The organism is Bradyrhizobium genomosp. III (assembly GCF_000261705.1).
GTDB classification, from domain to species: Bacteria; Pseudomonadota; Alphaproteobacteria; order Rhizobiales; family Xanthobacteraceae; genus Bradyrhizobium; species Bradyrhizobium ottawaense.
Window position 1 is genome coordinate 1 of record NZ_AJQF01000092.1, and the last position, 25,830, is coordinate 25,830.

At 60.8% G+C, this 25,830-nt stretch carries 27 protein-coding genes and 2 pseudogenes; 18 read left to right on the plus strand and 11 right to left on the minus strand.

Annotated elements, in window-relative coordinates:
- The 7 genes from IC66_RS0108890 to IC66_RS0108920 all read left to right on the plus strand — a co-directional run.
- A partial coding sequence (locus IC66_RS0108890; RefSeq protein WP_038947420.1) for an ABC transporter substrate-binding protein occupies window positions 1-553 on the plus strand: 553 nt, incomplete at its 5' end.
- Between the two features lie 10 nt (window positions 554-563).
- Window positions 564-1,379: an ABC transporter ATP-binding protein gene (locus IC66_RS0108895; RefSeq protein WP_028143814.1), complete on the plus strand. Its 816-nt coding sequence runs from the start codon at window positions 564-566 to the stop codon at window positions 1,377-1,379.
- Entirely contained in the window at window positions 1,376-2,194 is an 819-nt protein-coding gene (locus tag IC66_RS0108900) for an ABC transporter permease (protein ID WP_038947421.1), read from the plus strand. Before IC66_RS0108895 ends, IC66_RS0108900 begins: the two co-directional genes overlap by 4 nt.
- Window positions 2,194-3,183 (plus strand): 2-hydroxyacid dehydrogenase, encoded by a 990-nt coding sequence (locus tag IC66_RS0108905; RefSeq protein WP_028143812.1) that lies wholly within the window; start codon window positions 2,194-2,196, stop codon window positions 3,181-3,183. Before IC66_RS0108900 ends, IC66_RS0108905 begins: the two co-directional genes overlap by 1 nt.
- Window positions 3,183-3,920 carry an AprI/Inh family metalloprotease inhibitor gene (locus IC66_RS0108910; protein ID WP_038947422.1) on the plus strand — a complete coding sequence of 246 codons (738 nt, stop codon included), beginning with the start codon at window positions 3,183-3,185 and terminating at the stop codon, window positions 3,918-3,920. The genes IC66_RS0108905 and IC66_RS0108910 overlap by 1 nt, the downstream gene beginning before the upstream one ends.
- A 102-nt stretch (window positions 3,921-4,022) precedes the next feature.
- Window positions 4,023-4,397, plus strand: a complete 375-nt coding sequence (locus IC66_RS0108915) for a hypothetical protein (RefSeq protein WP_038947423.1) — start codon at window positions 4,023-4,025, stop codon at window positions 4,395-4,397.
- A gap of 152 nt (window positions 4,398-4,549) precedes the next feature.
- Window positions 4,550-4,870 carry a hypothetical protein gene (locus IC66_RS0108920; RefSeq protein WP_038947424.1) on the plus strand — a complete coding sequence of 107 codons (321 nt, stop codon included), beginning with the start codon at window positions 4,550-4,552 and terminating at the stop codon, window positions 4,868-4,870.
- 15 nt (window positions 4,871-4,885) lie between these two features.
- Here IC66_RS0108920 and IC66_RS42505 read toward each other — a convergent pair whose 3' ends face one another.
- Window positions 4,886-5,860 carry an AraC family transcriptional regulator gene (locus tag IC66_RS42505; protein WP_049806498.1) on the minus strand — a complete coding sequence of 325 codons (975 nt, stop codon included), beginning with the start codon at window positions 5,858-5,860 and terminating at the stop codon, window positions 4,886-4,888.
- 293 nt (window positions 5,861-6,153) lie between these two features.
- Here IC66_RS42505 and IC66_RS0108930 point away from each other — a divergent pair, with 293 nt between their 5' ends.
- Entirely contained in the window at window positions 6,154-7,266 is a 1,113-nt protein-coding gene (locus IC66_RS0108930) for a hypothetical protein (protein WP_157158042.1), read from the plus strand.
- A gap of 34 nt (window positions 7,267-7,300) precedes the next feature.
- Here IC66_RS0108930 and IC66_RS43260 read toward each other — a convergent pair.
- The 3 genes and pseudogenes from IC66_RS43260 to IC66_RS49185 form a co-directional block, all read right to left on the minus strand.
- Window positions 7,301-7,465, minus strand: a pseudogene (locus tag IC66_RS43260) (JAB domain-containing protein); the annotation flags it as partial.
- A gap of 246 nt (window positions 7,466-7,711) precedes the next feature.
- A complete protein-coding gene (locus tag IC66_RS43265; protein ID WP_223153803.1) occupies window positions 7,712-8,851 on the minus strand; it encodes a phosphorylase family protein in 1,140 nt (379 codons plus the stop codon).
- Between the two features lie 48 nt (window positions 8,852-8,899).
- A pseudogene (locus IC66_RS49185) lies at window positions 8,900-9,136 on the minus strand (HNH endonuclease signature motif containing protein); the annotation flags it as partial.
- A gap of 286 nt (window positions 9,137-9,422) precedes the next feature.
- Between IC66_RS49185 and IC66_RS48195 the strand changes: the two are divergent.
- From IC66_RS48195 to IC66_RS49190, 3 genes are all read left to right on the plus strand, one after another.
- On the plus strand, window positions 9,423-11,234 hold the full coding sequence (locus IC66_RS48195; RefSeq protein WP_011082908.1) for a hypothetical protein: 1,812 nt from the start codon (window positions 9,423-9,425) through the stop codon (window positions 11,232-11,234).
- 115 nt (window positions 11,235-11,349) lie between these two features.
- Window positions 11,350-11,904 carry a restriction endonuclease gene (locus IC66_RS0108955; protein WP_011082907.1) on the plus strand — a complete coding sequence of 185 codons (555 nt, stop codon included), beginning with the start codon at window positions 11,350-11,352 and terminating at the stop codon, window positions 11,902-11,904.
- Between the two features lie 5 nt (window positions 11,905-11,909).
- Complete coding sequence (locus IC66_RS49190) at window positions 11,910-12,137, plus strand: restriction endonuclease (RefSeq protein ID WP_071908403.1); 228 nt, start codon at window positions 11,910-11,912, stop codon at window positions 12,135-12,137.
- Between the two features lie 129 nt (window positions 12,138-12,266).
- Here IC66_RS49190 and IC66_RS0108960 read toward each other — a convergent pair whose 3' ends face one another.
- The 4 genes from IC66_RS0108960 to IC66_RS43275 form a co-directional block, all read right to left on the minus strand.
- Entirely contained in the window at window positions 12,267-13,403 is a 1,137-nt protein-coding gene (locus tag IC66_RS0108960; RefSeq protein ID WP_011082906.1) for an SAVED domain-containing protein, read from the minus strand.
- Complete coding sequence (locus tag IC66_RS0108965) at window positions 13,387-13,836, minus strand: hypothetical protein (RefSeq protein WP_202557271.1); 450 nt, start codon at window positions 13,834-13,836, stop codon at window positions 13,387-13,389. Before IC66_RS0108965 ends, IC66_RS0108960 begins: the two co-directional genes overlap by 17 nt.
- Before the next feature lie 6 nt (window positions 13,837-13,842).
- Window positions 13,843-15,093, minus strand: a complete 1,251-nt coding sequence (locus IC66_RS0108970; RefSeq protein WP_011082904.1) for a nucleotidyltransferase domain-containing protein — start codon at window positions 15,091-15,093, stop codon at window positions 13,843-13,845.
- Between the two features lie 75 nt (window positions 15,094-15,168).
- Window positions 15,169-15,390 carry a DUF2188 domain-containing protein gene (locus IC66_RS43275; RefSeq protein WP_011082903.1) on the minus strand — a complete coding sequence of 74 codons (222 nt, stop codon included), beginning with the start codon at window positions 15,388-15,390 and terminating at the stop codon, window positions 15,169-15,171.
- Between the two features lie 134 nt (window positions 15,391-15,524).
- On the opposite strand from IC66_RS43275, the gene IC66_RS0108980 reads away from it, so the two are divergent.
- The 3 genes from IC66_RS0108980 to IC66_RS0108990 are packed head-to-tail and all read left to right on the plus strand — an operon-like array spanning window position 15,525 to window position 17,852.
- Window positions 15,525-15,920: a helix-turn-helix transcriptional regulator gene (locus IC66_RS0108980; protein ID WP_011082902.1), complete on the plus strand. Its 396-nt coding sequence runs from the start codon at window positions 15,525-15,527 to the stop codon at window positions 15,918-15,920.
- Window positions 15,917-16,438, plus strand: a complete 522-nt coding sequence (locus tag IC66_RS0108985; protein WP_011082901.1) for an ImmA/IrrE family metallo-endopeptidase — start codon at window positions 15,917-15,919, stop codon at window positions 16,436-16,438. Before IC66_RS0108980 ends, IC66_RS0108985 begins: the two co-directional genes overlap by 4 nt.
- A 7-nt stretch (window positions 16,439-16,445) precedes the next feature.
- Window positions 16,446-17,852: an exodeoxyribonuclease I gene (locus IC66_RS0108990; protein ID WP_011082900.1), complete on the plus strand. Its 1,407-nt coding sequence runs from the start codon at window positions 16,446-16,448 to the stop codon at window positions 17,850-17,852.
- 267 nt (window positions 17,853-18,119) lie between these two features.
- Here IC66_RS0108990 and IC66_RS43280 read toward each other — a convergent pair whose 3' ends face one another.
- Both IC66_RS43280 and IC66_RS47630 read right to left on the minus strand, forming a co-directional pair.
- Window positions 18,120-18,335, minus strand: coding sequence for a helix-turn-helix transcriptional regulator (locus IC66_RS43280; protein WP_011082899.1), 216 nt, complete (start codon window positions 18,333-18,335; stop codon window positions 18,120-18,122).
- A 361-nt stretch (window positions 18,336-18,696) separates the two neighbouring features.
- Window positions 18,697-18,855: a hypothetical protein gene (locus tag IC66_RS47630; protein ID WP_016839828.1), complete on the minus strand. Its 159-nt coding sequence runs from the start codon at window positions 18,853-18,855 to the stop codon at window positions 18,697-18,699.
- Window positions 18,856-19,237: 382 nt separating this feature from the next.
- Here IC66_RS47630 and IC66_RS0109005 point away from each other — a divergent pair, with 382 nt between their 5' ends.
- The 4 genes from IC66_RS0109005 (at window position 19,238) to IC66_RS0109020 (ending at window position 25,071) form a co-directional block, all read left to right on the plus strand.
- Window positions 19,238-20,434, plus strand: a complete 1,197-nt coding sequence (locus IC66_RS0109005; RefSeq protein WP_026192137.1) for a hypothetical protein — start codon at window positions 19,238-19,240, stop codon at window positions 20,432-20,434.
- Window positions 20,435-20,606: 172 nt separating this feature from the next.
- Entirely contained in the window at window positions 20,607-22,700 is a 2,094-nt protein-coding gene (locus IC66_RS0109010) for a ParB/RepB/Spo0J family partition protein (RefSeq protein ID WP_014490278.1), read from the plus strand.
- Between the two features lie 62 nt (window positions 22,701-22,762).
- A complete protein-coding gene (locus IC66_RS0109015) occupies window positions 22,763-23,815 on the plus strand; it encodes a DUF7146 domain-containing protein (protein WP_014490277.1) in 1,053 nt (350 codons plus the stop codon).
- 326 nt (window positions 23,816-24,141) lie between these two features.
- Window positions 24,142-25,071 (plus strand): DUF2493 domain-containing protein, encoded by a 930-nt coding sequence (locus IC66_RS0109020; RefSeq protein ID WP_011082895.1) that lies wholly within the window; start codon window positions 24,142-24,144, stop codon window positions 25,069-25,071.
- Between the two features lie 75 nt (window positions 25,072-25,146).
- On the opposite strand, the gene IC66_RS0109025 is transcribed toward IC66_RS0109020, so the two are convergent.
- Complete coding sequence (locus IC66_RS0109025; protein WP_011082894.1) at window positions 25,147-25,815, minus strand: hypothetical protein; 669 nt, start codon at window positions 25,813-25,815, stop codon at window positions 25,147-25,149.
- Window positions 25,816-25,830: the final 15 nt, after the last annotated feature.

Genomic DNA, 25,830 nt, shown 5'->3' on the forward strand with positions numbered 1-25,830 from the left:
CAGCGAGAAGAACGTCCGGCCCTATAATTTCAATCCGCAACCCTTCATCGCCAATCCCAAGAGCGCGATGCAGGGCTACGTCACCTCCGAGCCGTTCGCGGTGGAGAAGGCCGCCGGCTTCAAGCCCAACGTGCTGCTGCTCGCCGATTACGGCTTCAACACCTATTCGACCTTGATCGAGACCCGCCGCGACGTGGTCGAGAAGAAGCCCGACCTGGTGCAGCGTTTCGTCGATGCCTCCATGATCGGCTGGTACAATTACATCTACCGCGACAATTCCGCCGGCAACGCCATGATCAAGAAGCTCAATCCGGAAATGACCGACGACCTGCTCGCCTATTCCGTCGCCAAGATGAAGGAGCATGGCATCGTCGATTCCGGCGACAGCCTGAAGAACGGCATCGGCGCGATGAGCGACGAGCGCTACACCTCCTTCTTCAACAAGATGGTCAAGGCCGGCGTCGTGAAGCCCGAACTCGACTTCCGCAAATCCTACACGCTGCGCTTCGTCAACAAGGGCGTCGGCGTCGAGCTGCGCCCGAGCAAGCCGTAGCGCAAGCTCGATGTCATCAGGCAAAATCTCGTCCGCGGCCGACGCCGGCCTGACGCATCTCGCCGTCAGCCTGCGCGGCGTGACGAAGACCTATGACAATGGCGTCATGGCGCTCGGCCCGTTCGACCTCACTGTCCGCAAGGGCGAGTTCATCTCGCTGCTGGGCCCGTCCGGTTGCGGCAAGTCGACGGTGCTGCGGTTGATCGCGGAGCTCAGCGCGCCGTCGTCAGGCATCGTGCGGGTGGCCCATCACGAGGGCGTGGTACAGCCGGGTCACGGTATCGGCTTCGTGTTTCAGGAGCCCACCTTGATGCCCTGGACCAGCGTGCGCGAGAATGTGCGGCTGCCGCTCAAGCTGGCGGGCGTGCCGAAGGCGGAGGCGCGCGGGCGTGCCGACGCGGCGCTGGCCAGCGTCGGGCTCGCCGATTTCGCCGATGCCTTTCCGCGTGAGCTCTCCGGCGGCATGAAGATGCGGGTGTCGCTGGCGCGCGCGCTCGTCACCGATCCGGATATCCTTTTGATGGACGAGCCGTTCGCCGCGCTCGACGAGATCACGCGCTTCCGCCTCAACAATGATCTGCTCGCGCTGTGGCGTAGCCTCGGCAAGACCGTCATCTTCGTCACCCATTCGGTGTTCGAATCCGTCTATCTGTCGCAGCGCGTAGTGGTCATGACGGCGCGGCCCGGCCGCATCCAGGCCGACATCCGCATCGAGACGGTCGAGCCGCGCGGCGAGGCGTTTCGCACCTCCGCCGCCTATTCCGATTATTGCCGGAAGGTGTCGGCTGCGCTGGCTCCGTCTTATTCGGGGCAGTCGACCTTATGAGCGCGCAGGCGGCCGTCACTGCAAAACCGCGAGGCGCACAACGCGCGATGCGTTTCGTGCTTCCCGTCATCGTGTTCGCGGCCGGCATGCTCGCCTGGGAACTCTTGGTTCGCATCAAGGACATCCCGCCTTACGTGCTGCCGGCGCCCTCCGTCATCGTCCTGACGCTGATCAAGAACTGGGCAGTGCTGTCACAATCGCTCGCCACCACGCTTCTGACCACGCTCGAAGGTTTTGCCGCGGCCAGCATCGGCGGCATCGCGCTGGCGCTGTTGTTCAACCAGTCGAAATGGGTGGAATATTCGCTATTCCCCTACGCCATCGTCCTGCAGGTCACCCCGGTGATCGCGGTCGCGCCGCTGCTCCTGATCTACCTGGAGCAGCAGACCGCGGTGGTGGTTTGTGCCTTCATCGTCGCCTTTTTCCCGGTGCTGTCCAACACCACCCTTGGGCTCAATTCGGTCGATCGCAACCTTGCCGGCCTGTTCCAGCTCTATGGCGCCTCAAAGCCGCAGACGCTGCGCTTTCTCAAGCTGCCCGCGGCGTTGCCCTACATTCTCGGCGGCTTGCGCATCGCCGGCGGCCTGTCGCTGATCGGCGCGGTCGTGGCGGAGATCGCGGCGGGAACAGCCGGTGCCGGCTCGGGGCTCGCCTACAGGATCGCCGAGTCCGGCTATCGATTGAACATACCCCGCATGTTCGCAGCGCTGCTTTTGTTATCGCTGGCCGGGATTGTCATCTATGGGGTGCTGGCGGTAGTTTCCCACCTCGTTTTACGGCGCTGGCATGAAAGCGCGCTTGGAAAGGAAAACTGATGGCTGCCGGTTCGATTTCGTCCGAGAAGATCGACCTTCTGATCTATGGGCCGGTGCGGCCGATCCTCGAGAACGGGTTTTCCGACCATTTCGTCGTGCACAAGGCCGAGACGCGCGGCGACCTCGAGCGGCTGACGCCGGCGATCCGCGAAAAAATCCGCGGCGTCGCCGTGACCTATCACACCGTCCGTGCCGACAAGGAGTCGCTGTCGCAACTGCCCAAGATCGAGATGGTGGCGAGCTTCGGCGTCGGCTACGACCATATCGACGCCAAATACGCGGCCGAGCACAACATCATCGTCACCAACACGCCCGACGTGCTGACCGAGGAGGTCGCCGACGTCGCGATGGGCCTGCTGATCTCCACCTTGCGCGAGTTCATCAAGGCCGACCGGTATGTGCGTTCCGGCCTCTGGCAGACGCAGAACTATCCGCTCAGCGTCGGCTCGCTGCGCGACCGCAAGGTCGGCATCGTCGGCATGGGCCGGATCGGCCAGGCCATCGCGCGCCGGCTCGACGCCTCGCTGGTGCCGGTGGTCTACCACTCGCGCAATCCGTCCAAGGACGTCTCCTACAAGCACTATCCCGATCTGATCGAGATGGCGAAGGCGGTGGATACGCTGATGGTGATCGTGCCCGGCGGCGCCTCGACCAACAAGATGATCAATGCCGAGGTGTTCAAGGCGCTCGGCCCGCGCGGCGTGCTGGTCAACGTCGCGCGCGGCTCGGTGGTCGACGAGCCGGCGCTTGTGCAGGCCCTCAAGTCGGGCACCATCCTCGCCGCCGGCCTCGACGTGTTCGCGGCCGAGCCGACCGTGCCGGACGAGCTCAAGGCGATGCAGAACGTCGTGCTGCTGCCGCATATCGGCTCGGCCTCGGTGGTGACGCGCAACGCGATGGACCAGCTCGTGGTCGACAACCTCAAGTCATGGTTCTCGGGCAAGGCGCCGTTGACGCCGGTTGCCGAAACGCCATTCAAGGGGCGCTGATGCGAAGTCTTCGGGTCGTTGCATCCGCCGTCGCGGCCCATTTGGCCGCGATCGGCGCCGTCGCGGCCCATTTGGCCGCGATCGGCGTTGCTCAGACGAGGCCGGCGCATGCGCAGGATACGACGACCCTGAAGAAGGAGATGCTCGGGCAGTGGGAGCTCTCGACCACCGAGCGCAGCAAGACCTGCGTCGTCACGATGAAGGGCGACGCCGCGGGGCAGGGCTTCAAGCTGGAGCTGGAGCCGGCCTGCAAGGCGGCGCTGCCCTTCACCAAGGACATCGTCGCCTGGAGCGTCAGGGGCCTCGACATCGTCCGCCTGCAGGACGCGACCGGTGAAGCCGTGATCGACTTCACCGAGGTCGAGGCCGGCATCTTCGAAGGCCTGCGCCAGGGCGAGGGCGTCTACATCCTGCAGGATCTCGCCGCCGCGCGCTCGATGGCCAAGTCGATGGACCAGATGATCGGCGACTGGGCGATGGTGCGCGGCAACGGCCAGCCGGTCTGCGGGCTGACGCTGACCAACACGGAAGCCGGCTCCGACAATTTCCAGGTCTTCCTCAAGCCGAAATGCGATCCGGCCATCGCGCAGTTCAACCCGACGCAATGGCGGCTCGAGCGCGGCCAGATCATCCTGATGTCGAAATCGGGCAACGTCTGGCAGTTCGAGGCCGACGACAACGCGCAGTGGCGGCGCGTCCCCGATACCGCCGATCCCCTGATCATGCTGCGTCAGTAGGCGGGCCCACATTCGCTGCCGCCGAATGGCGCCACGCGAAGGCGGAACCTGCAGACCGGGCATCTCGTTGACGGAAGAGGCGATTTCGTTGGGAGATCCGGCATGGCCAAACGCGTCCTCGCGATCGGCATCGAACCCGGCAGTGCCGACTACAGCGCATTCCCGCAGCTCACGCCGGAGCTCGTGCGAACCTACATCGATGCGCAGCTGTTGCGCCTGCGCGATCTCGGCTTCGAGGTCACGAGCTGCCTGATTGATCTCGACGCCACCGCGGAAGCCGGCGTCACGGCGGCGCTGCGCGACGAGCGTTTCGACTGCATCGTGATCGGCGCCGGCCTGCGCGAGCCGAAGGAGCGCCTCGTGCTGTTCGAGAAGGTGCTCAACCTCGTCCATCGCCTCGCGCCGGACGCTGCGATCTGCTTCAACACCACGCCCGCCGATACCGTCGAGGCCGTGCAGCGCTGGGTCGATGCTTGACGTCCAATCGGCCGGCCGGTGCATCGTACGCGGCGCGGTTTGAGCCGTCTTCGCGCTGCGCCTCCGGCCATCGCGGGCCGCCGTGCCGGCAATTTGTCTGGCCCGAATCCTCGCCCGGGGCTATGACTCCCTCCACCACAGGGAGGGCGAGCATGCTTCGAGGTCTTCGCATTGGAAGTTTTGGAATCGCGGCCTGTCTGACGGTTGCGATGGCGGTGCCGGCGCATGAGGCGGCGGCCCAGGATGCCATCGGCGGCGCGATCATCGGCGGCGTCGGCGGGGCGATCCTCGGTGGTGCGCTCGGCGGAGGCAGGGGGGCTGCCATCGGTGCCGTCGTCGGTGCCGGCACGGGCGCCGCGATCGCCTCCGAAGGCGAGCGCCGCCGCTCCGGCTACTACGCCTATCAACGCGGCTGCTACATGCAGAGGCCGGACGGCTACTACGTCCGGGTCGATCACAGGTATTGCTACTGAGCCGGCCAGCGCGACTTATGTGACCGCTCTGTCGCGCACTTCGCCTGGTGTCGCATCGAAGTGGCGCCGGAAAATGCGATGAAAGTGCGATACTGTCGGGAATCCACACTCGTAGGCGACGTCCATGACCTTCATATGTGCGTAGTGCGGCGACGCCAGCATCTCGTGAGCCCGCATCAGGCGGCGAGTGGTCAGTTCATCGGTGAACGACGTTCCGGCTTCGGAGAAGAGCGCCTGCACATAGCGCGGCGAAACCAGAAGGCGGCGTGCGAGCGCCGTCAAGGAGAAGCCGGGCATCATGAAATTGCGATCAAGCTCGCGCCGGACGGTCTCAAACCGAGCCGCTCGCAAACTCGGCGCCTGTGTCTCCTGATGCAAGGTCTTGAGGGCCACTGCAGCCACGACCAGATCGGCGATGTGGTCGGCGGCAAAACGCGGGATATCGGCTTGCTCCGCGGCGCCGGATAGCTTCAGCAGCGTCTCGACGTAAGCGTATGCCAGCGCCGGCGCCGAAGCCGATGCCGGAATCGGCGTCATGAATCGATCTTCGACGTTGCACGTCTGGCCACGCAGCTGCTGGCGCGGCAATTGAATTGCCATGAAATTGCAGTGATGCTGCGCACTTACATTGATGGTCGACGGCACGCACTGTTCGATAAGCACCGCAGCACCGGCGGTGCAGGCAACGCTCTTGCCGCTTTGCTCAACGAGCATTTCGTCCGTTCCGCTATTGAGCAGAAGCACGGCATTGTCGGTGTTCTCGATGGCGATTTCCGCGGCTCCGCGCGAAATGGTCTTCACGGTCCCGCAAATGCGACCAATCGCGGCTTGGCCGAGCAGCATGATCTTGAGCTGGCCGTCGAAGGGCACGTTGGGCCTGGCGTCGGCGCGCAGACGCACGTAACCGGATGACAGTGAATCGACCCAGCGATCTCTGCGCAGCCGCTCGTCGCCGGGAAGATCGGCGGAGTCAAACGAGATTCTCTGCATTTACATTGGAGTCCGCAGTGAGGGCTGGCGACATCGAGCATATTGGAACTTGGTGCCAAGCGCTATTCGCGAAAAGCAATAATTCCGTTCGTAAAAGAGCACTTCGGTGCGGTGTCGCGCCGTTATGTTGCACGGAAGCCTCAACAGTGCAGCTCATGGATATTGCGGGGCGAGAATACGCAAACCGCTACAGCACCGTTCGTCATAAGCGACGACAGTCTCGCCGCACCTCACCTAGAATCTTGCCGAAATGATGCCTTGGCGTCGAAGGCATTTTCATCTGAGGGGTTTCAGTGCTTTATCGGCATATTCGGCTATCGATCATCGCAACCGGACTGGTGGCGGCAACTTCCGCGCCTGTACTTGCCGCAGATATCCCGATCAAGGCGCCGGGGGTGGCCACCGCGAGCACGGCTGGCGGGGTCTACTTCTGGGCTGACGGCTCAGCGCAGTCGATCCGCCTGCCGACCTATGATATCGGCACTCGTCTGTTGCCGGTCGCCCCGGGATCGGGGATATCCGCGGCAAATACATATGACCCGCGGGCAACCGGATATGGCATCTCCGGCGGATTGGGCTTCGTTTTGCCTCCCGGTGTGTCTCTGTCGAATATCGGCACCAATGGGCGGATCGAGTTCAGCGGGTCCTATGTCAACGCGACCGCCTCGCAAGCCGCTACGGCTGTGTCGACATTGGGATCGGGATATTCGCTGCCGCAGGTTGGCGGGATCACAAACTTCGCGGGCTCGGTCGCTTGCGGCGCCGGCACATCATGTGTCGTTTCCAGCACGCTCGGTACCAGCTATTCGAGTTGGCAAGTCAGCGGGCGGTACGCGACAGATTTCAAAGTGAGCGGCGTCACCATTACGCCGTCGCTTGCGGTGTTTGGCGGCAAGTCCCGCAACTCTCAGACGTTGTCCGAAACCAATCTCGTTTTCGGCGGCACTGCGTCCGTCCGCTATGACGCGGACACCAAGCTCGATTGGACGGACTGGGGAGCCCGCGCCGGCCTGTCTGGTTCGGTACCTGTGACGGATTGGCTGACATTTGTGGCCGGTGGCAACGCCGGGCTCGCCATGCGGCGGGTATCGCTGACGGGCTCGGACTCCGTCAACGTCTTCGTGGGCGGGGTGCCCTTTTTCGCCCAGACCTTCTCTGCCACAACGTCCAGTGCAACGACCACCGCATTCGTTGCCAATGCCGAAGCCAGCGTCAACATCAAGCTGGCGCCGAGCTGGGCGTTGCGGGCCTTTGGCGGCCTCAACTACGATAACAAGGTCCCTGGCGTTTCAGCCCCGGCTGTCGTGCTCCCGTTCGGCCTTGGAGGCGCGAGCACGCCAGCGGGGGTCAAATACCAGGCCGAGACAAGCTATTACGCGGGTGGCGGATTAACGGTCAGGTTTTGAGAGTCGGTGCAAGGCTGGTCCGACACGCGTTGCCCTAGATCAACCGCATCCCGCGCAGGCTGGCATGCGCGCTCTTGCCAACGATGATGTGATCGTGCACGGCAATCCCCAGCGGCTTTGCGATGTCGATGATCGCTTTGGTCATCTGGATGTCGGCCTGCGAGGGCGAGGGATCGCCGGAGGGATGGTTGTGCATGAGCCTGCGGCGTCTATTATCTATTTGAGTTTGCTGTTATTTTAGATTCTGATCGAGCTGTAGGAGGCGGAGACTGGGGCATGTAGTGGGTGATTGTTCGTGATAGTCACGAGAGTTCACGCTCGGTCCTGGCCGCTTCGATTGGAGTCCTTGTTTCAATGCCCGATCTGTCCGTGACATGCATTTCAGTGCGTATCGACGGCTTACGGACACCGCCGAAAGCATCAGCCTGAATGCTCAGGTTTTCCGTTAACGTGTCCTTTCATCGACGGCTTCCTCCAATACGTGCAACGTATCGCGCCGCTCGAACAGTAAAATTAGCTCTCTGACCCGGGCCGATTTGCGGTCGCCGGGAATTTCGTCAATGTCCACGCCCAGGAGAAAGCAAAGGTTCTTAAACTCTTCCATATCGAACGCCGTACACAGCTCATCGAACAATTTCTTACGTTGAGCTATCGAAATACGCGACTTCGTTGCCGCTACCGAAGCAACGGACTTCGGCCACGCCCCCTCCGAGAGGGAAACTGGGCGCGACTCAATGAAGCTTCGCAAGCACGAAGCCGCGGAATACGCTGCGTACTCTTGCCACATGTCATTCTTTTTGCCGTCGGCGAAGTCGCAGATGGCTCGGATCGTCAAGAATCCCACCTTCTTGACAGCGCTGAATGCCGCAGAAGCGACTCCTGCACTCTCCATCTCAATTGCGATGAGATCGCGTTGCAACGACCGAAGCTCTTGGGCAGCCTCGCTTGAAGCAATCACCTTCTCTCCAGAGGCAATTGGTCCGACATGAATTCTCGGCTCGATGGCGCTCGCGCTTTTCCCATCGGGCCTTGAAGGCAAATGTGCGCGCCACGTTGAGTCGGTCAAGTTCAGTATTCCATCCACGAGGATGGGGTCCGCCTGAAATTGCCGAGCTCGATGCTCCTGATGATTGGGTCGAACCTTCGAGAGCTCATAATAGAAAATGGAGTTCGAGGCCACGATATCGCCGAAGCCCTGATCCTTTCTAGAGATTCCACCAGCAATTCCATTCACAAGTACAAATCGCGGCTTCCATTTGTGGATGAGGTCCGATGTCGCATGTGCGGCATCGAGATTTCCCATCGAATGAAGGAGAGTGGCAACAACTCGATACGAGCCGCCGCGTCTTGTTGGAATCGTTCCGCGAAGGTACGTGCGGGTCGAATCCGATGTCGACGAAATCGGTACCAGCTCAGGAAAATAATGCTTAAGCGCAGCCAATTCCTTCCGCAACGCGACGACAACTGCGAAGTCGACTGATTCGTCCTCCACCTGTCGCGAGAGGTCGGTAGCCTGCTTGTCAGTAAGCTCGACAGCAACCGAGCTGAGAAATGCTGCGACGCGGCTCTCATGGCGCCGTTTCATGAGAAGCAACGAATCCGCTGTGTAAGTGGTCGGATCCTGATCGACCAAACGATGATGCGTTGGACATAGGATGATCAAGTTGTCTGCGTCGTTGCGCGACTCTTCGGATTGCGCGGGATCGAATCTCGGCCCCCCGGGAGAGGCCGCACGAATGTGGCAGAGTTCGCCCAGTAATGCGCGAGATTGAGGCTGAACGAGCTGCGTTGTACATCCCGGGAAAGCGCATAGGCCCCCCGAAGAAGCGAACAGAATCTTTATCGAACGATCACTGGGTTGTCGTCGCATAGCACCTCAAGCACGCTCCGCATGCCGTCGCCCCGTAGTCAAGAGATCATAGCCTTCAACGCCCATCAACCGGATACGTGTCGATAAGCCGACACTTTGTGGCTAACGTTGCTATTGAGCAGGCCGTCTAGAGCTGCGCGACATCGAGTAGCCTTCTAACTCTTCTTTGCGGGGGGCATGTTCTTTCCATTTGCATCGTGGAGGCATTCGCGCTTAAGTTGATCATATTGAAGGTCCGTCTTAATTGACATGGCGTACTTCCGCGCGGAAACGCGACGGGGGATGGATGATCGACTCTCTTCGCGTTGCAAAAACAGCAAATTTTCACATTCTTAAGCGGCAGATGAGCAATGCCGCATTGGATGACCTTTTTCGCCAAGTTCGGGCAAGCCAGCCCTCGGCCTCCCAAAACATATTCTACCATCGGCGCGTCCAAGCTGGGCGCGCGCGTTGGTCTGCGATCTCCTTCCTCTATGACCGCTCGCCTTCATTCTTAACCGAAGACGCAGGAATCCGAGAACGAATCTGCGGATTTATTCTTTTGATCGAATATCGCGATCATCTCGCGATTCTTAAATCCAAGCTCGATCTTCCGGCAGGATTTTTCACCCGCTATCTCGGTCGAGTATCAGCCGAACGCGTGGATCGTGCGGTCGCACGGCAGGGAGCGGTGTTCGAAAAGATTCGGCTTCGAAACATGTCGGTCTCCAAGCACGTGATGAGGAGTAAAACGTTCGAAGCCGATGACCTACAAAATGTTGTCGGGCCTGCTGGCGCAAACCGGTATGTGCCCCAGGCGTACGCGGTCCGGTCGGGAACTGACCACTATTCTACAACTCCTAGCACCGGCAGGATAGGGCAGCGGTCTGATCGGGTCGATCACCTCGCACTTGTGGAGTACGCGAAATCTGTAATTGACGAGCTGGTAGGTGGAAGAGCTGCACCTGCCAGCTTTCTCCGTACCTTAGCCCGCGCTATCGATTTGGCGAGTATTGGCGGCACCGCGCGTCCAACAAGTTTTGCCGTCGACGTTGCGGGATTTGTTGATGCGATCCATGTCGATCGCGAAATCAGACTTGTACATGAAGATAGCGGTAGACTCACTCAACTCTCCAAGCATGAAATCGATGCAGCGTTAAATGAGCTCGATCGTGCGTTTAGGGTCAGCGGCGACGGAAAGAGGATGGATATCTTCGACGGTGCTGATTCGGTTGGAGCAATTGCAATCAACCAAGCTCGCGTAGCATTGCGTGACTTGCAATTGCCGATCACTGCCGGCATCGAGGTCGAAAGTACAGAGTATGCTCTCGGTCACGATCCAAATCGGATCTCGCTCCGACGCTACATCGATCGCGAGGATAAGTTCATATTGCTGTTCGACGCCCTCTCTTTAGCTTACATCGACGGGACCTTGTTCCGCGACGAAGGCTTTGTAGATGGTGGCGCAGCCCTGTTGCGCCATTTGCGCTCTGATCCGCTCCTAGACGGAGTGACTGATGAAAAGGGTAACTTTTCGACGCGAAAGGCCACCTTTGATGCTGACTCCACTTTCGGTGTGATCGAAGCGAGTGTTGCGGACGGGGACGATGTGCTTGTGTGCGACGATCTTGGCGACGAATGGGCGGACTATATTGGGCTAAACAACTCCAGCAGCCCGCCTAGAATTACCTTTTATCACGCAAAGCATGGTCCACTATCGCTCGGTGCTGGGCCGTTCCATATCTCCGTGAGCCAAGCAATTAAGAACTTGCAGCGTATGAGCCTTCCGCCGGAATCGATGGAAGCGAAAATTCGTGGTTGGAACAACAAGTATGTAAGCGGTAGCGGAGTCAAAACCCGGATCAAGAGGATTGTCCGAGGCGATGCCGACGAGCTAATGAACGAATTCGCTCAAGTGCGGCTTGCGCCGGATGCAATTCGTCGGGTCTTCATCGTGACCTCTTCGCTGAGCCGCGGTGCTGTTGAAGAGGCGCTAAAGGAAGTCGCAGCCGGCCAAGCGCCAGACCCATACTTCGTTCAGCTCTATTGGCTGTTGATGTCATTCTTCTCGGCGTGTACCGAAATGAACGCACATGGATACGTGATCTGTCAAACTTAGCAGGCGCTGATCACGGAGTCGGTATTCGAAACTGCGATTTGGCTATTCCGGCTGTTAAGGCCCGACAGCCGGCTGACTGCTAACCTATGCGCAGTTGTAGTAAAGAGCGCGTGCCATGCTTACTTTGCAGCAGATGGAAGAGGTAAGGGTTCGCCTAGCGCAGCAACTGATATTCTACATGCCCGTTAAGCTGTTTCCTATTGCGCAGAAATTAGCGTTTCCGATTCTTTTAGAGTTCACACGACTAGTGGATTTTAGGAATCTGGAAATTCCACCAGAGAAGATCAAAATTACTGACTTGATCTACGAAGACAGGCTTCCGTCAGTGTTCGAGTCGTTTATCGCTCGGCGGTTTTCCGAGGGGAATAAGCAAGCGGAGTTGCGAGTAGCGGGAATCATTACACCAGATCACAAGATCGTCCTGGCAGATCGTAAAACGGCAGAGGGATTTCTAATAAAGGCAAACTCAGCGGTTTGGTATGAAATTGTAGCAAGCCTGCAATCGGATTGGAGCCAAGCGTATTCACTTTCTGCGACGCGTTGGGAAGAGATCGTCGCTGGTGCCTTCGATAAAGCGGGGTTCGACGAGGTGACATTAACGCCACGCTCAGGGGATCACGGACGGGATGTCATAGCTGTTCGAAGGGGGTTGGTTGCATCAAGATCATAGGATCGGTGAAGGCGTATAAGCCGAGGAACGAGGTTTCATATGATGACATTCGTGCATTGCTGGGCGTACTCAGCGGGGAGCAGAATGCCTCTAAGGGAATCCTGACTACAACGTCGGACTTTCCGCCAAGGCTAATATCTGATCCGTTCATAACTCCCTTTCTGCCGACGCGTCTCGAATTGATGAACGGTGACAGCCTTCAAAAGTGGCTTGGTGGCCTCCTGAAAAAATAGGCTTCTCCCGTTCGGATACATGCCTCTACGAGAGAGGGCTTGGGTCCGGACTTAATTGATCCACCAGGTAATCGCAGCGGCGAGGAGGATTGCGGACAGGAAGATGTCCGCGCGCTTGTCGCATCGGGTTTAGGGAATATCGAAGGTCCGTATGAACCCGTGCGATCGATTGTTGTCGTAGAGCCGGAGGGAAAGATCCGATTTGGGCATCCAGACGCGGCCGACCTCGACCGCCAGGGAGGCGGGAAGCGCGGGAAAAACATGCAGCAGCGTTCCCTCGCCATGCCGAGCCTTGATGCGGTCGTAGAGCCGTCGGAGTTCGCGCCGAAATGCGGCCTGATCGTCAGCTCGCCGCAAGACGTCGTTGTGAGGTTGATCCGCGCAGAGCGACCAGATCGCGGCTTCGTCGCCGAGAACCGCCTGGAGTCGCGCGTCGGTCACGGTAGCGCTGACACCGAGCTTTAGCGCGACCGAGCCTGACAGCCCGATATCCGGTTCGGTGACCTGGAATGTGATCGGGGGGCCATCGGACGCCCATCGCCAACTCGCGGGTTCGCGATGCCTTTGATGAACGACGGCCGGAACGATATCGCAGAGCAGCCGGCCAAGCTCGATCAGCAGCGGCTGCGGTGCGAGTGCGAATACGCTTAGATGCCTAATCTCCTGTCGCTCTACGCGGCCTCGCACCTTCGCTTCGAACTGGCGTCTCAGGTTCTCGCGCTGGACCGTCCAATAGGCAGGCTCGTTGTCTCGAAACGCACAGCCTACCATTTCAAGATCCAACCTCTGGCCGCTGGCTGGGTGGCGGTCGGGCGGCATCGCCGAAAAGATCGCCTGCGTCGATACAAGCGCCTCGTTGTCACAAATGCTCGCCCCAAACCTGATGACGTGAGATGCCCGGTCTTCGTCGATGCCGGCAACGATCGCGATCCGGCCCTCGTGCTCGGCTTTCATAGTTAGCAGAACAGATTCCGGATGATCGGCGACGGCGTCAAGATCGATCAGCTTGTGATGTCGGGCGCACATCAACATTAGATTTTCCAGACTACGCGCGAGCTGAGTCGACCGGATCGGATCGCCGCGCGGGCCGCCTTCGACGTCAGCCACGATGTGTGCGATGAAGCCGAAGATCCCGTCTTGCCGCCCGGCCACCAGGTCGCCGACCAAATCAGTATTGCATCCACGATATTGGCAGCGGCCAGCAGCCCGCGCCCACAGCGCCGATTGGACCTTTTGCGGAATGCTGCTCTTAGACACCGACGCCACCTGCTACGACGTGGCGGCCGCTCGCTGTCCATTGACCCGTTGCGCGCCAGCCCTCGTAAGCGGCAAGCCACTCGATCACCCAGGGCACAGTTGTCTGCGAGAGGCTGTCGAACGGCGACCAATCGTCGGAATCGGGATCGAGCATGCATAGCGTCACTTCGCCATCCGAACCGTAGTACACGTGAGGGAGCCTACCCTCCGGGTCGCCCGGACGGTGCCGTAACGGCGGTGACAAGACTTTGACGCGTGGCTGGAGAATGCGCACGTCGAGCCGTTCGATCACCAGCGGCGCTCGATAAGTGATCTCGACCTGAAACGTCTGAAGCAAAGGCCGGAGAGGGCCCTGCCACGCCGCGATTGCGCCGTGGCGGCCGATGAGTTTCAAGTTCGGCCACAAGGAAGCCATGTCAGTGATCTGGGCGTCGACCGTCATCACCACTTATCGGCGCTCTCCCATGTTGGTGTGTGCGCGAGCCGCGACTGGCGCCAGGCTGGTCGCCGCGCCGATGATCGCCGGCGCGGCGGGAACGAACAGGCCGCCGGAGCGCGTATAACCATGCTGCCGTGATTGAACTTGGCGCCCGAGCCGCTGGTTGAAAGCTTTGACAGAACGCGTGACGACCCGGTCCCCGAACTGCCCGCGCAACCACTCCTGCAAGTCCTCCAGCTGCACGTCGCCGGTGCGGGCGGCTTCGAGCCCGTTAGCGAGGGTGTGCAGGTGGCGAGAATAGGTTGTCTGTTGCAGCTGAGATTCTGGCCAACGGTCGGTGAAACGCTCGACCGGAAATTCGGGGTTGGGCACGACCAGGAGCTGGCCGCGCTTCGCGGCGTCGTCGATCGCGCGGGCCGTCCAGCGCGCCTGCCGGATCAGCATTTCCGCAAGCCTCATGCCCGGACGGGCGGCATGGCCGGCATGGCACGACAACATCACCGATGGCGGGATCCGGCCCGTCTCGGTCGCGTAGGCGATGTTGCGGTGCCGCTTGATTAGCTGCAGCGCGACCGTCGTCACGCTCTTGATGATGAGCGGCGTTTGCGGCGGAACGTCCTCGACGTCCGCTGCGGCGAAGGCGATTCCGGCCTGTTCGTACAGCTGACGATTCAGCGCCAGCGCGAACCGCTCCTCGGTAGGCGTTCGGGCGCAATACCACTTCCCGAAGGCATATGAGTTCATCGGCACATAGCGCGCCGGGTCGCTGCGAGTCCCCTTCTTCGCATGCGGGATCTCGCCTTCCTTCTCCTTCGGCGCCCGCCGCCGCGACGGCGTAATGTCAAGATGCATGCCGTCGGCGTAGTAGAGCGTGATGCACCGAGTTTGGCGCACGACCTTGCTTACCGGGTAGCTCTCGAGTGCGGCTTCCAGGTCATCCAGCAGCGCCTCGGGACCGAGGTCGGGGCCTTCGATCTCGGCGACGATATCGAGATCGTACTCGTCGTCCGTGCCGCGGGTCGACGTGGTTGCGTCGATTGCCATGGAGCCCTGGGGATAGAAGCAGGCGACCCTGCCTTCGAGCGGACTACCGGGTCGTTCGATGTAGCGTCGGACCGCCTCATATCGCTCGACCGCCTTGGCATGCAGGCCGGGCGGAAGCTGAATATTGATGGCAAGCTCGGCGAGTACCGCGTCCAGCGGGTCGGCAAAGGGATCATCAGGCCGATCATCGCGGCGCAGGGACGGAAAATTCGACATCGATATTGGTCCTCTTCTTTGAATGACCTCCGCGCGCCGATCCGACCGGATCGCCCTGGTGAGCGATCCGTTGGGTTATCCTTTCGGCGGGAAGGGATCGTTTCCGTAGGAGTTGGCGTCGCGAATGCGGCCATCGGGACGGTGGATGACGACTTCGCCGTGCTCGCGAAGCGCAGTGCTACGCGCCGCCTCCGTCGCCTCGGCTTGGGTGTGATGGGTGGACCCCACCCGCAACGCCCCCTCACGTCGGGTTGCCCAACCTGATTCGTGCGGCACGACATGAATGCGCTTCGACATCTCGGTTCCTTCGCCTCGTCGGTGAGCGTCGCGCTCTCCGGCGGGATATGGATTCCTGAGATTGGCCAATATGTCAAGTAATGATCACACTAGTAAGTTTGTAATAAGCACATAATGTTTGCGGGATTGACATTATGCCCGAAGCAGCGCAAACATCGGCGATGGCGGGCAATCCGGTCTATATAGCGTTCGGCAACGCGGTCTCGACGCGGCGCAAGGCTCTTTCGCTGACCCAGGCCCAGTTGGCGAGCAAAGTTAAGATGTCTCGCGCGTCGATCGCCAACATCGAGAGCGGCCGGCAGAACATATTGCTGCACCATGTCTATGCCCTCGCCACCGCGCTTGATTTCGCGAAGGTCGCCGACCTGCTGCCGCCAATGCCGCATAAGTCCATCGGGGAGGAATTGAAGATGACGCTGGTCAATGAGAAGCTTTCGAAGGAGTCGCTGTCCGAGAACGCGGGCGCCCAGGTCGCTGATTTGATCAGCAGCGCGCTCGCGCCACGCCGCGGCTCTAAGGTCGGATCGTGAGGGACGCTGATCCAGGTCGAGCGCGCGAAGCTGCGCGCTCGATCCTTCGGGAGTTCGGCGTTTCAGCGCCGCCCGTCCCTGTCGAACGCATCATTAAATCGCGCAAGATCGTCCTTCAGTACGCACCGCTGGAGGAGGATCTTTCGGGCATGGCCTATATCAAGGACGGCATCGGCATCATCGGCGTCAATGCGCTACATCATCCCAACCGCCAGCGTTTTTCCGCCGCCCATGAACTCGCCCATCATGTGCTGCACGACGAAGACATCAGACAAGCCGTTCACGTCGACAAGGGGATACGCGTTCTCTTCCGAGATGATATCTCAGCGCTCGGAACCGAACCGATAGAGATCGAAGCCAACGCCTTCGCCTCAGAGCTGTTGATCCCCGGCGACCTCTTAGCCGCCGTCTTGGAAGGCGGTGGTGTGGATCTCGAGGACGAGGCAGCGATTGAGGGTCTCGCGCGCCGGTTTAGGGTAAGCCCGGCGGCGATGCGTTTCCGGTTGACTCGTTGGTAGCACACCCATGAGCTTCGTCTTTTTCGACACCGAGACGACGGGGCTTAAGCGTGGCTTCGATCAGATTCTCCACTTCGCCGCTGTTCGCACCGATGAAAACCTGAACGAGGTGGCTCGGTTCGAGACGCGCTCGCGCCTTCAGCCACATGTGCTTCCCCATCCTTCGGCGCTTCGGACGAACGGATTGCCGATCGAGTCGTTGACTGATTCCAGCCTGCCGTCGCACTACACCATGGTAGGAGATATTCGCCGGACCTTGATTTCCTGGAGCCCTGCGGTTTTCGTCGGCTTCAACTCCATCCGCTTCGACGAGGAGATGCTGCGCCACGCCCTCTTCCAGTGCCTATATCCGGCATATCTGACAAGTAATCATCGAAACTGCCGCGCCGATGCGCTCAGTCTGGTGATGGCCGCCGATGCCGTGTCGCCTGCGCAACTAGTTGTGCCGGTCAGCGAAGAAGGGCGGCGGACATTTCGCTTGCAACAGTTGGCGGCGGCAAATGGCGTCGCACATGCTCGGGCACACGACGCGATGTCCGATGTGCTTGCGACGCTCGAACTGAGCCGATTGGTCTATCGAAGGTCTCCGGAGTTGTGGCAGCGCTTCGTGCGCTTCTCGAACAAAGCGACCGTCGCGGATTTCATTGAGGTCGAAGACGGCTTCGTGTTGACCGAGTTTTTCGGCGGCCAAGCTTATCATACGTCGGTCGTCTGCATCGGCAGGGATCCCGATCAGGCCAATGGCCGGCTTTGCTTGAGTCTCAACGAAGACATGGGCCGGCTTGCCGCGATGAGCGATCTCGAACTGCAAGTTCATCTGACGCAGAAGCCAAGTCCGATTCGTCGCTTCAGGATCAATGCCGCGCCCACGCTGACGGCGTTCTACGACGCTCCCGAGCATATGCTGGATGGCGGTTCGATGGGCGCCACCGGAGACCGGGCCTGTCTCATGAAGGCGGACACTGGTCTGTGCGCGCGGCTTGTGGCTGCTTACATGGCTGCGCGCGAGCCCTACGCATTATCTCCGCACCTCGAAGAGCGCATCTATAGCGGCTTTCCCGGTCCTGCTGATGAGGCACGCATTGCCGCGTTCCACGATGCGCGATGGGAGGACCGCCTCGCGATCGTCCAGGGCATGGAGGACGAGCGACTGCGCTGGTTCGGGCTCCGGTTGATCTATTTCGAAGCGCGCTCGGTTCTCCCCGAACCTACTCGATTGGAGGTCGAGCGCTACTTGACCGATCAGATGACAGGCGACGGTTCGGGCTGCCTCACCATCGATCAGGCGATGGCAGAGACGGAAAGGGTGCTTGGCGAGTTCGCCAGTCCAGATGATCTTCTGATCCAATATCGCACGTATCTGCAGGATCGACTGGCGCGGCTTGAGGCCTATCGGACACGGCTGATTGCCTGAACCGACCGGTTCGGAGCGCTCAACTCAACGTCGCCTTCTCTGCGCTGAGTATTTGGTCACGGACGGAGTGCCGCGAGGACATGGCGTCAGTGTTGAGCCGACTTATGATGAAAGCGGTGGTCTGACGGTGCACCGCTGAACAGGGGAAACGCAGCGCGGTTCGCGATTTTAGCTCCCTATCATTCCGAGCACAGCAACCGAGTCGTTGTCTCGAGCGTGCCAGCGGATTGAGTCATCATATTAGAGCGCGATTTTGTTTTTCTCAAGCTAGCTCACGTTCAGTTCTTTCGACGCACTACAAATCACCAGATTTCCCCGATCCCATGCGTCAAGCTCGTCCACCGGGTATAAGACGGCTTTGCCGATCTTGATGTATGCAGGCCCAGTTCGCATTGCGCGCCAATTCCGCAGCGTACCCACGGAGACCTCGCCACGGTATCGTGCAGACACTTCCTCCGGTGTCAGGAATTTGGACTCCGTCATTCGTCTTCTCCATCACTCCGCCGCACGAAACGTCACGGTCGAGATGACTGAGATGTTGGCACCCAGAATGACGGAAGAAAACGATATTCTCGATGACCCCGCATAGCTCGCGTCAAACGCGAGCGAGTTAACGCGTCAGCCTGCGTTGATAGCCGCAAGATAGCGTAACGGAGCGTAGCAAAAATACTTGCGGCTCTCGGCCGCAGGTACACTGACCAATCGCGAAGATCGGAAGGTCGTCCTTGTAGGAAGTGTCTTTGGTTAGAAATGCCTTGAGCTGATCGTCTCCCAACCCGTATCCGTTGTCTTTGCAGGAAACGATCATGGACTCTCGGTCGTCGAGCATGTCAGCTCGAATAAATTAGACGTCGATTTCAACCAGCATGTCCGTTTCAGAGGCGTCTTCGTGCTTGCGGATAAGGAATGAGTCGGTCGCATTTGAGATCGGTTCCTCAAAAACGACATACAGGTTCGAGCTGATCTTCGTATTCTTGATGCTGCCCCTGATATCGAACGTCATTTTCGTTTCAATCGCTGACGTTGTGGTCTGTGGAGGATCGTTCTGCCGGTGTGTGGGACGTCAAGTCAAGCTGTCGTATGAAAATGGCGAAAGCACCCGCCAGTTGGCTCCGATGTTCAGTTCCCCTTGTTTGCGCGCGCACTAACTTTCCGAGCTGGTCCATCGGGTTACGCAGCCTGTTGCTCCGATGATATGGCGAATTCCGGCGGTGCGCCTTTGAGGGGAAAGCCTTCCCCCTGGTCGGCGCCGCGGTCGCCGACGCACCCCCTTCTGCGGGGAGACCCCGCAACGCCCCCATTAGAGTGAGAGGACGGATCGGCTTCGCCGTGACGGGTTGATGATCGGAGGAGAGGCCTCCGGCGCCCGTCATGGAGATTGTCCCATGACCCAAGCAGAAGTTTTGATCGCTGCCCACGACTGCGCCGGCGGCTACAAGGTGGATGTGAGTCGCGGCGAGCGCATCGGCCGCGTTTCATCCGAATGGTTCTCGCGGCCGGCGGACGAACGCTATCTGTCCTTGTCGGATCTCTACTCCGCCGTGCGCAGCCGGAGCGAGCGCAGCCGGACCCGAACGGTCGAGAGCACCGCGATCCGAGTGGAGGCCAACCGCGACGATGCCGAGCGCCTGACGCTGATGCTACCCGGTTGCGACGCGCCGATCGCGCCGACTCATTGGAGCTTCGGTCAACTTGCCAGCTTGGTCGGAGCGCCGGCGGCTTACCTCCGTCAGCTTCCGGCACCGCTCGCTGGCATCAACCTGCAGTTCGGCCTCAGCTTTCATCGAGCCGAGCAGATAAAAACGCTTGAGGTGCAGGGCAGTCGCCTCGAGCTTCGCGCCGCGACGGGTCCGGAATATGGGCGTATATTTGACCACGAACTCGTGGCAGCTGTTCAGCGCATCGCCGGCAATGGCACGGGTGACACGCGCTGGAAGGTCCCAGGCGTGCTTGATTGGTCGACTGGCGTTTACAACCCGCGCGTCGACATCACCCAGGATACGACGACGCTCTACGCCTCCGATCGCGATGTCTTCCTGTTTCTGGTCGACGACCTCAATCCGATCGAGGCCGGCCGGCTGCCCGACGGCTTGCCGGACCTCTACTTCCGCGGCTTCTACTGCTGGAATTCCGAGGTGGGCGCGAAGACGCTCGGCATAGCGAGCTTCTATCTTCGCGCCGTCTGTCAGAATCGGAATTTGTGGGGTGTTCAGGATTTCGAGGAGATCACCATCCGCCATTCGAAATACGCCGCGACGCGCTTCGCCCATGAGGCGGCGCCGGCGCTGACACGCTTCGCGAACTCTTCGCCGATGCCCTTCGTCAACGGCATCAAATCGGCGCGGGAGCGGATCGTCGCCCGGACCGACGAGGACCGCAGCGAGTTTCTGCGCAAGGGCGGCTTCTCCAAGACCGAGACGGCGAAGATCATCGACACAGTTCTGTCCGAGGAAGGCCGGAAGCCCGAGAGCGTGTTTGATTTCGTCCAGGGCATCACAGCCGTCGCGCGCGACAAGACTCATCAGGACGCACGACTCGACATGGAGGCACGGGCGAAGAAGCTGCTCGACCGCGCGGCCTGATTCCCGGACAACCGGAGATACGGAACGGTGCTTTTCCGGTTCCGAGGCTTTCCGTCTTTCCTGTTCGTTGGCTTTGCGACGCCGCCCTCCAAAGTGAGAGGGCGGCGCTGCGCTTCGTGACGAGTTGATGTCGAGAGAGAGGCTCTCGGCGCCCGTCGCGGAGTATCATCCCATGGCGACTACCGTTCGCAAGATCACCCTTTCGCCCTCGCGCGATATCCCCTTCAACAGGCTCGTGCTGAGTCAGTCGAACGTCCGGCGCGTGAAGGCCGGCGTCTCGATCGAGGAGCTAGCAGAGGACATCGCCCGCCGGGGCCTTCTGCAGGGCCTCAGTGTCCGGCCCGTCGTCGACCAGGTCGGCGCCGAGACCGGCGTGTTCGAGATCCCGGCTGGCGGCCGGCGCTACCGCGCGCTGGAGCTGCTCGTCAAGCAGAAGCGCCTCGCCAAGACCGCCCCGGTGCCCTGCGTCGTCCGCGATAGCGGCATCGCTGAGGAAGACTCGCTCGCCGAGAACGTCCAGCGCGCTCCGCTTCATCCGCTCGACCAGTTCCGGGCATTCCTGGCGCTGCGCGAAAAGGGCCAGTCGGAGGAGGAGATCGCTGCCGCCTTCTTCGTCTCCGTCAACGTCGTCAAGCAACGCCTCAAGCTCGCGTCGGTTTCGCCGACGCTGCTCGACGTCTATGCGGAGGACGGCATGACGCTCGACCAGCTCATGGCCTTCGCTGTATCTGGCGACCACGAGCGTCAGGAAGTTGTGTTCGAGCGGCTGAAGGCGTCCCACGACAAGCAGCCCTACGTCATCCGCCGCATGCTGACAGAAGGCGCGGTCCGCGCTTCCGACAAGCGGGCGCTGTTCATCGGGGTTGACGCCTATACTGCCGCCGGTGGCACGGTGCTGCGAGATCTGTTTCAGGGCGACGATGGCGGCTGGATGCAGGATGTCGCGCTCGTCGACCAGATGGTGGCCGACAAGCTGAAGGCGGAATCCGAGACGATTGCCGCCGAGGGTTGGAAGTGGACCGAGGTCGCCCCCGATTTCGCTTACGGCCACGCTTTCGGTCTGCGACAACTTCGCGGCGAGATCGTCACCCTCACTGCCGAGGAGGAAGCGGCCCGCAACGCCTTGCAAGCAGAGTTCGATCAGCTGTCTGAGAAACACGCGGACGCCGATGAACTGCCCGACGAGGTCGACGAACGGTTGTCCGAGCTGGAAACAGCTTTGGAGGGGCTCGAGAGCCGGCCGGTTGTTTTCGACCCGGCCGAGATCGTGCGCGCAGGCGTCTTCGTCAGCATTGGCGCTGAAGGCGAGCTTCGTGTTGAGCGCGGCTACGTCCGGCCCGAAGACGAACCGTCGGCGGAGCCGGAGCCCGGTCTTGCTGAAGAAGATGGTGAGGCCGAACGGGCCAAGGCCGCGAGCTACGAAGGCGGCGAGCGCAACGTGTCGGTCGAGCCCGGCGCCGAGCAGGAGGAGGACGAGGGCCTTTCGCCCATCTCCGACCGGCTGATGACCGAGCTCACCACCCATCGGACACTCGGCCTGCGTCATGCCCTCGGTGAGCAGCCGCAGGTCGCCTTTCATGCGGCCCTGCATGCTCTGACATTGAAGACCTTCTACCACTACGGCTCGGATAGCTGCCTGGAGCTGGATCTGAAGAGCGTGAGTTTCGGCGCCCAGGCGCTCGGCCTGAACGACAGCGCCTTAGCCGAGGCGATCCGCGCTCGGCACGAGCGCTGGGCGAAGGCTTTGCCGAAGGAATCGGCCGACCTCTGGGACGCACTTCAGGCGTGGGACGGCGACAGCCAGGCGATGCTCTTTGCCCATGTCGTCAGCCTGTCGGTCAACGCCGTGCATGAACCCTGGAATCGGCGGCCGCGTGCGCTCGCTCACGCCGACCGTCTCGCCCGGGCTGTCGATCTCGACATGGCTGCGGCGGGGTGGAAACCGACCGTAGACAACTTCTTCGGTCGGGTGACGAAGACGCGAATCCTCCAGGCCGTGGTGGAGGCAAAAGGGCAGCGCGCCGCCGATCGGATCGAGCATCTGAAGAAGGGTGACATGGCTGCCGAGGCGCAGACCTTGCTCACCGACACGGCCTGGCTGCCCGAACCGCTTCGCACGCTGGGCCGAGCCATTGGCGACGAACCGGCGGTCGAATCTATAGTCGAGGAAACTCCAGAGCAGCCTAGCGAAAACAAACTGGAAGACGAAGAAGAGCGGACCGCCCACAATCAGCGAGCCGGTGAGCAGATTATGGCAGCCGAATAAGCCGTCGAGAGCAACAACAAGGTCCGCTGGCGACGGCGGACCTTTTCTTTTTGGGGATGACGATGGCCGATAACGCACACGATCTCGCACGGCGTCTCGGCCGGCAGGCTGAGTCCGTGTGCCGTCACTACCTCTCTGCCGGACGACGGGAAGGTAGCTATTGGCTCGTCGGCGACGTCCGCAATACGCCTGGCCGCTCAATGTTCGTGCGGCTCAAGCAGTCGGCGAAGGGAGCCGCCGGCAAATGGACCGATGCCGCCACCGGGGAACATGGCGATTTGCTCGATGTCATTCGCGAGAGTTGCCGCCTGGTCGACTTCAAGAACGTCCTCGACGAGGCGCGCTTGTTTCTCAGCTTGCCGCATCCAGAGCCCGAGCCCAATCAGCCGCGGCTCCGCAATTCCAGCGCGGCACGAGGATCGCCGGAGGCCGCTCGTCGGCTCTTTGCCATGTCGCAGCCGATCGAACGCACACTCATAGAAGCGTATCTCCGCAATCGCGGCATTACGTCTTTGCACGAAACCGGAAGCCTGCGCTTTCACCCACGTTGCTACTACCGGCCCGACGACCACAGCCCGACCGAGACCTGGCCGGCGATGATCGCCGCCGTCACCGATCTGTCCGGCGAGCTGGCTGGCGTACACCGCACCTGGCTCGACCCGCATGGTTTCAGCGAGGCGACGCTGGGCAAGGCGCCAATCGACACGCCAAAGCGGGCGATGGGCGACCTGCTTGGTCACGCTGTTCGATTTGGCGTCGCTGGTGAAGTCATGGCGGCCGGTGAGGGCATCGAGACGATGCTGTCGCTCCGCTGCGCCCTGCCGACCATGCCGATGGTCGCAGCTCTCTCGGCAGCGCATCTCTCCGCCGTCCTTCTTCCGGATACGCTCCGCCGGCTCTACATCGCCCGGGACGACGATCCTGCCGGTGACGGCGCCATGGCGACCTTGATGGATCGGGCGCAGGAGGCCGGCATCGAGGCAATCGTGATCTCGCCACAGCTTGGCGACTTCAACGAGGATCTTCGCCTGCTCGGATTTGACGCCCTTCGGGCCGCAAGCCGCGTACAGATCGCGGCGCAGGACGTCGCGCGCTTTATGGAGCTGGCGGCATAGCCGAAACGGGATGAGGGGCGACGCGGCCGCTTCGTTACCGCACGGTCGGTGAACGTGTTTCCCCTCGGCGCCAGAGGACTGCCCCACGGCCTTCTGAGAGGGCGATCGGGCGGCAGGCGGCCCGGACCGGCAACCTCGTGGGCCGACTATTTTCCGTCGGCGGCAGAGCCGCCTTTACATCGCGAGACAAAATAGTCGGCCCCCTTCGGTCCTCCGCCAAGGCTCCGGCCCTCCGCTGCGCTGCGGGTGCAAGTCCGTTCCGCCTGCCGCTTTCGTCGCCATGAAGGCCGCGATGGGCGCGGTCGATCCGACGAGGGAAAACCGCAATGACCGCCGACCACGACAACGATTTCGAGCCGCACCACAGCTCATCCCCGACCGACCAGGTCCTCCAGGAACTCCAGCTCCATGGCTACCGTCCCTTCCACGATGATCCCGATCCCCGGGGGCTTCCTGAAGCGCGAATCCTCGCCGGCAGCGTCGCCGACATCTTCGATGCCCTGGTGGTGGCGCTGTCCGATACCCGTCTTGAGCCCGACCTCGACGACCTGCTCTGGTCGATGGTAAACGTCTTCCATCGTGCGATCGACAGGATCGAGCGCGAGCTCGACGATAACGAGCTGGCCCAGCAGCGCTCGCAGCGGGAGCAGGACGGCAGCGAAATCAAATCCGTCGAGCTGGAGCGTCTGACGGCAGAAGGGCAAACGCTGATCGAGCGACGCAACGCCTTCGAGCTGATGCGCGACCAGGCCGCCGACGAGTTCGAACGCCACGCCCATTCCGCATGGCGGCCGCGCAACGGATCGAAGGTCAACCACCGCAATCTGACGTCAGCGATGATCGACAGCCGCGATTTCCTGGCCGCGAAGAAGCGCGCCGAAAATCAGGTGCTCATGCCACGCGGACCGAAAGTCGCGCTCACCGGTGGACTCGACTTCAACGACTACCGGCTAATTTGGGCTAAGCTCGACCAGGTGCACGCCAAGCACCCGGACATGGTGCTGCTGCACGGCGGATCGCCCAAGGGCGCCGAGCTGATTGCCGCCAAGTGGGCCGACAATCGCAAGGTCCCGCAGATCGCCTTCAAGCCCGACTGGACAAAGCACGCCAAGGCCGCGCCGTTCAAACGCAACGATGCGATGCTGGAGACGCTACCCATCGGCGTGATGCACTTTCCTGGCACCGGCATCCAAGACAATCTCGCTGACAAAGCGAAGAAGCTAGGCATCCCGGTCTGGAGGTACGGCGGCTCGTGAGCGCCGCCGTACCTTGTCGTGCAGAACGACAGACGAAATGAGAGCCCAATCGTGCCATGAAATGCCTAGCTGCCCTCAGGCGTCCTGATCATAGTAATGTGAGTCATCAATGGCGCCCGACGTCTCCAGCTCCGGCCGCATATAGCCGGTTCGACCGGCCACACGCTCAAATGTTATCATCGTCGTGAAAGCGATCGAATCCCCGTGGAACGGCTTATCCGGATCGTTCTCTCCATTGAGAGAACCTGAGACATTTGCCACGAGCACATCGTCTCCGACGTCTAGGCTTACTTTGTCTATGTAAAGCTCGTCAAAAAAAGCATTCGTCATAGCCATCTCACCCGAGAGAGCGTCCTCGATCATCATGGGATCTTCTTGAATGAAGGATACATCGATATACTCCTCGAGATCTCGGGTGTACCAAACCTCACCTGAAAAGTAGCCGTTTGCGTTAAGAAAGCTCGAGAGCAGCGAAGCCAGCTCGTCAACATTGGGTAGACCTGCAGGGAGACCATTGAGGTGCTGCACGCGCTGATCCATCAAGCGCAGATCAGGCATCAGGATCGCGGCTTTATCCAAAGCCGCAAGCTGATACTTCGGCTCGGCCCTTAGAGCCGCCGCGGTACCATAGCCGAAATACGCAGCCACGATCTCGTGGGCGTGACCTGATCCGAGCTTGCCGCCGGCCAGATCGTTGAAGGTCATACGCAGAAAGTCTGCGCACTTCTTTTGGATGGTAGACATGGCAAATCCATTTCA

What these genes read in the sequence shown, in the direction of transcription:
- IC66_RS0108980 (WP_011082902.1), top strand. Translation starts at nt 15,525, where the DNA reads ATGCCCGAAGCAGCGCAAACATCGGCGATGGCGGGCAATCCGGTCTAT.
- IC66_RS0108900 (WP_038947421.1), top strand. Translation starts at nt 1,376, where the DNA reads ATGAGCGCGCAGGCGGCCGTCACTGCAAAACCGCGAGGCGCACAACGC.
- IC66_RS42505 (WP_049806498.1), bottom strand. Translation starts at nt 5,860, where the DNA reads ATGCAGAGAATCTCGTTTGACTCCGCCGATCTTCCCGGCGACGAGCGG.
- IC66_RS0108955 (WP_011082907.1), top strand. Translation starts at nt 11,350, where the DNA reads ATGCTTACTTTGCAGCAGATGGAAGAGGTAAGGGTTCGCCTAGCGCAG.
- IC66_RS43275 (WP_011082903.1), bottom strand. Translation starts at nt 15,390, where the DNA reads ATGTCGAAGCGCATTCATGTCGTGCCGCACGAATCAGGTTGGGCAACC.
- IC66_RS0108905 (WP_028143812.1), top strand. Translation starts at nt 2,194, where the DNA reads ATGGCTGCCGGTTCGATTTCGTCCGAGAAGATCGACCTTCTGATCTAT.
- IC66_RS0108965 (WP_202557271.1), bottom strand. Translation starts at nt 13,836, where the DNA reads ATGACGGTCGACGCCCAGATCACTGACATGGCTTCCTTGTGGCCGAAC.
- IC66_RS47630 (WP_016839828.1), bottom strand. Translation starts at nt 18,855, where the DNA reads ATGACGTTCGATATCAGGGGCAGCATCAAGAATACGAAGATCAGCTCG.
- IC66_RS0109025 (WP_011082894.1), bottom strand. Translation starts at nt 25,815, where the DNA reads ATGTCTACCATCCAAAAGAAGTGCGCAGACTTTCTGCGTATGACCTTC.
- IC66_RS0109020 (WP_011082895.1), top strand. Translation starts at nt 24,142, where the DNA reads ATGACCGCCGACCACGACAACGATTTCGAGCCGCACCACAGCTCATCC.
- IC66_RS0108990 (WP_011082900.1), top strand. Translation starts at nt 16,446, where the DNA reads ATGAGCTTCGTCTTTTTCGACACCGAGACGACGGGGCTTAAGCGTGGC.
- IC66_RS48195 (WP_011082908.1), top strand. Translation starts at nt 9,423, where the DNA reads ATGATCGACTCTCTTCGCGTTGCAAAAACAGCAAATTTTCACATTCTT.
- IC66_RS0109010 (WP_014490278.1), top strand. Translation starts at nt 20,607, where the DNA reads ATGGCGACTACCGTTCGCAAGATCACCCTTTCGCCCTCGCGCGATATC.
- IC66_RS0109015 (WP_014490277.1), top strand. Translation starts at nt 22,763, where the DNA reads ATGGCCGATAACGCACACGATCTCGCACGGCGTCTCGGCCGGCAGGCT.
- IC66_RS0108970 (WP_011082904.1), bottom strand. Translation starts at nt 15,093, where the DNA reads ATGTCGAATTTTCCGTCCCTGCGCCGCGATGATCGGCCTGATGATCCC.
- IC66_RS0108920 (WP_038947424.1), top strand. Translation starts at nt 4,550, where the DNA reads ATGCTTCGAGGTCTTCGCATTGGAAGTTTTGGAATCGCGGCCTGTCTG.
- IC66_RS0108910 (WP_038947422.1), top strand. Translation starts at nt 3,183, where the DNA reads ATGCGAAGTCTTCGGGTCGTTGCATCCGCCGTCGCGGCCCATTTGGCC.
- IC66_RS43280 (WP_011082899.1), bottom strand. Translation starts at nt 18,335, where the DNA reads ATGACGGAGTCCAAATTCCTGACACCGGAGGAAGTGTCTGCACGATAC.
- IC66_RS0109005 (WP_026192137.1), top strand. Translation starts at nt 19,238, where the DNA reads ATGACCCAAGCAGAAGTTTTGATCGCTGCCCACGACTGCGCCGGCGGC.
- IC66_RS0108895 (WP_028143814.1), top strand. Translation starts at nt 564, where the DNA reads ATGTCATCAGGCAAAATCTCGTCCGCGGCCGACGCCGGCCTGACGCAT.
- IC66_RS0108915 (WP_038947423.1), top strand. Translation starts at nt 4,023, where the DNA reads ATGGCCAAACGCGTCCTCGCGATCGGCATCGAACCCGGCAGTGCCGAC.
- IC66_RS43265 (WP_223153803.1), bottom strand. Translation starts at nt 8,851, where the DNA reads ATGAAACGGCGCCATGAGAGCCGCGTCGCAGCATTTCTCAGCTCGGTT.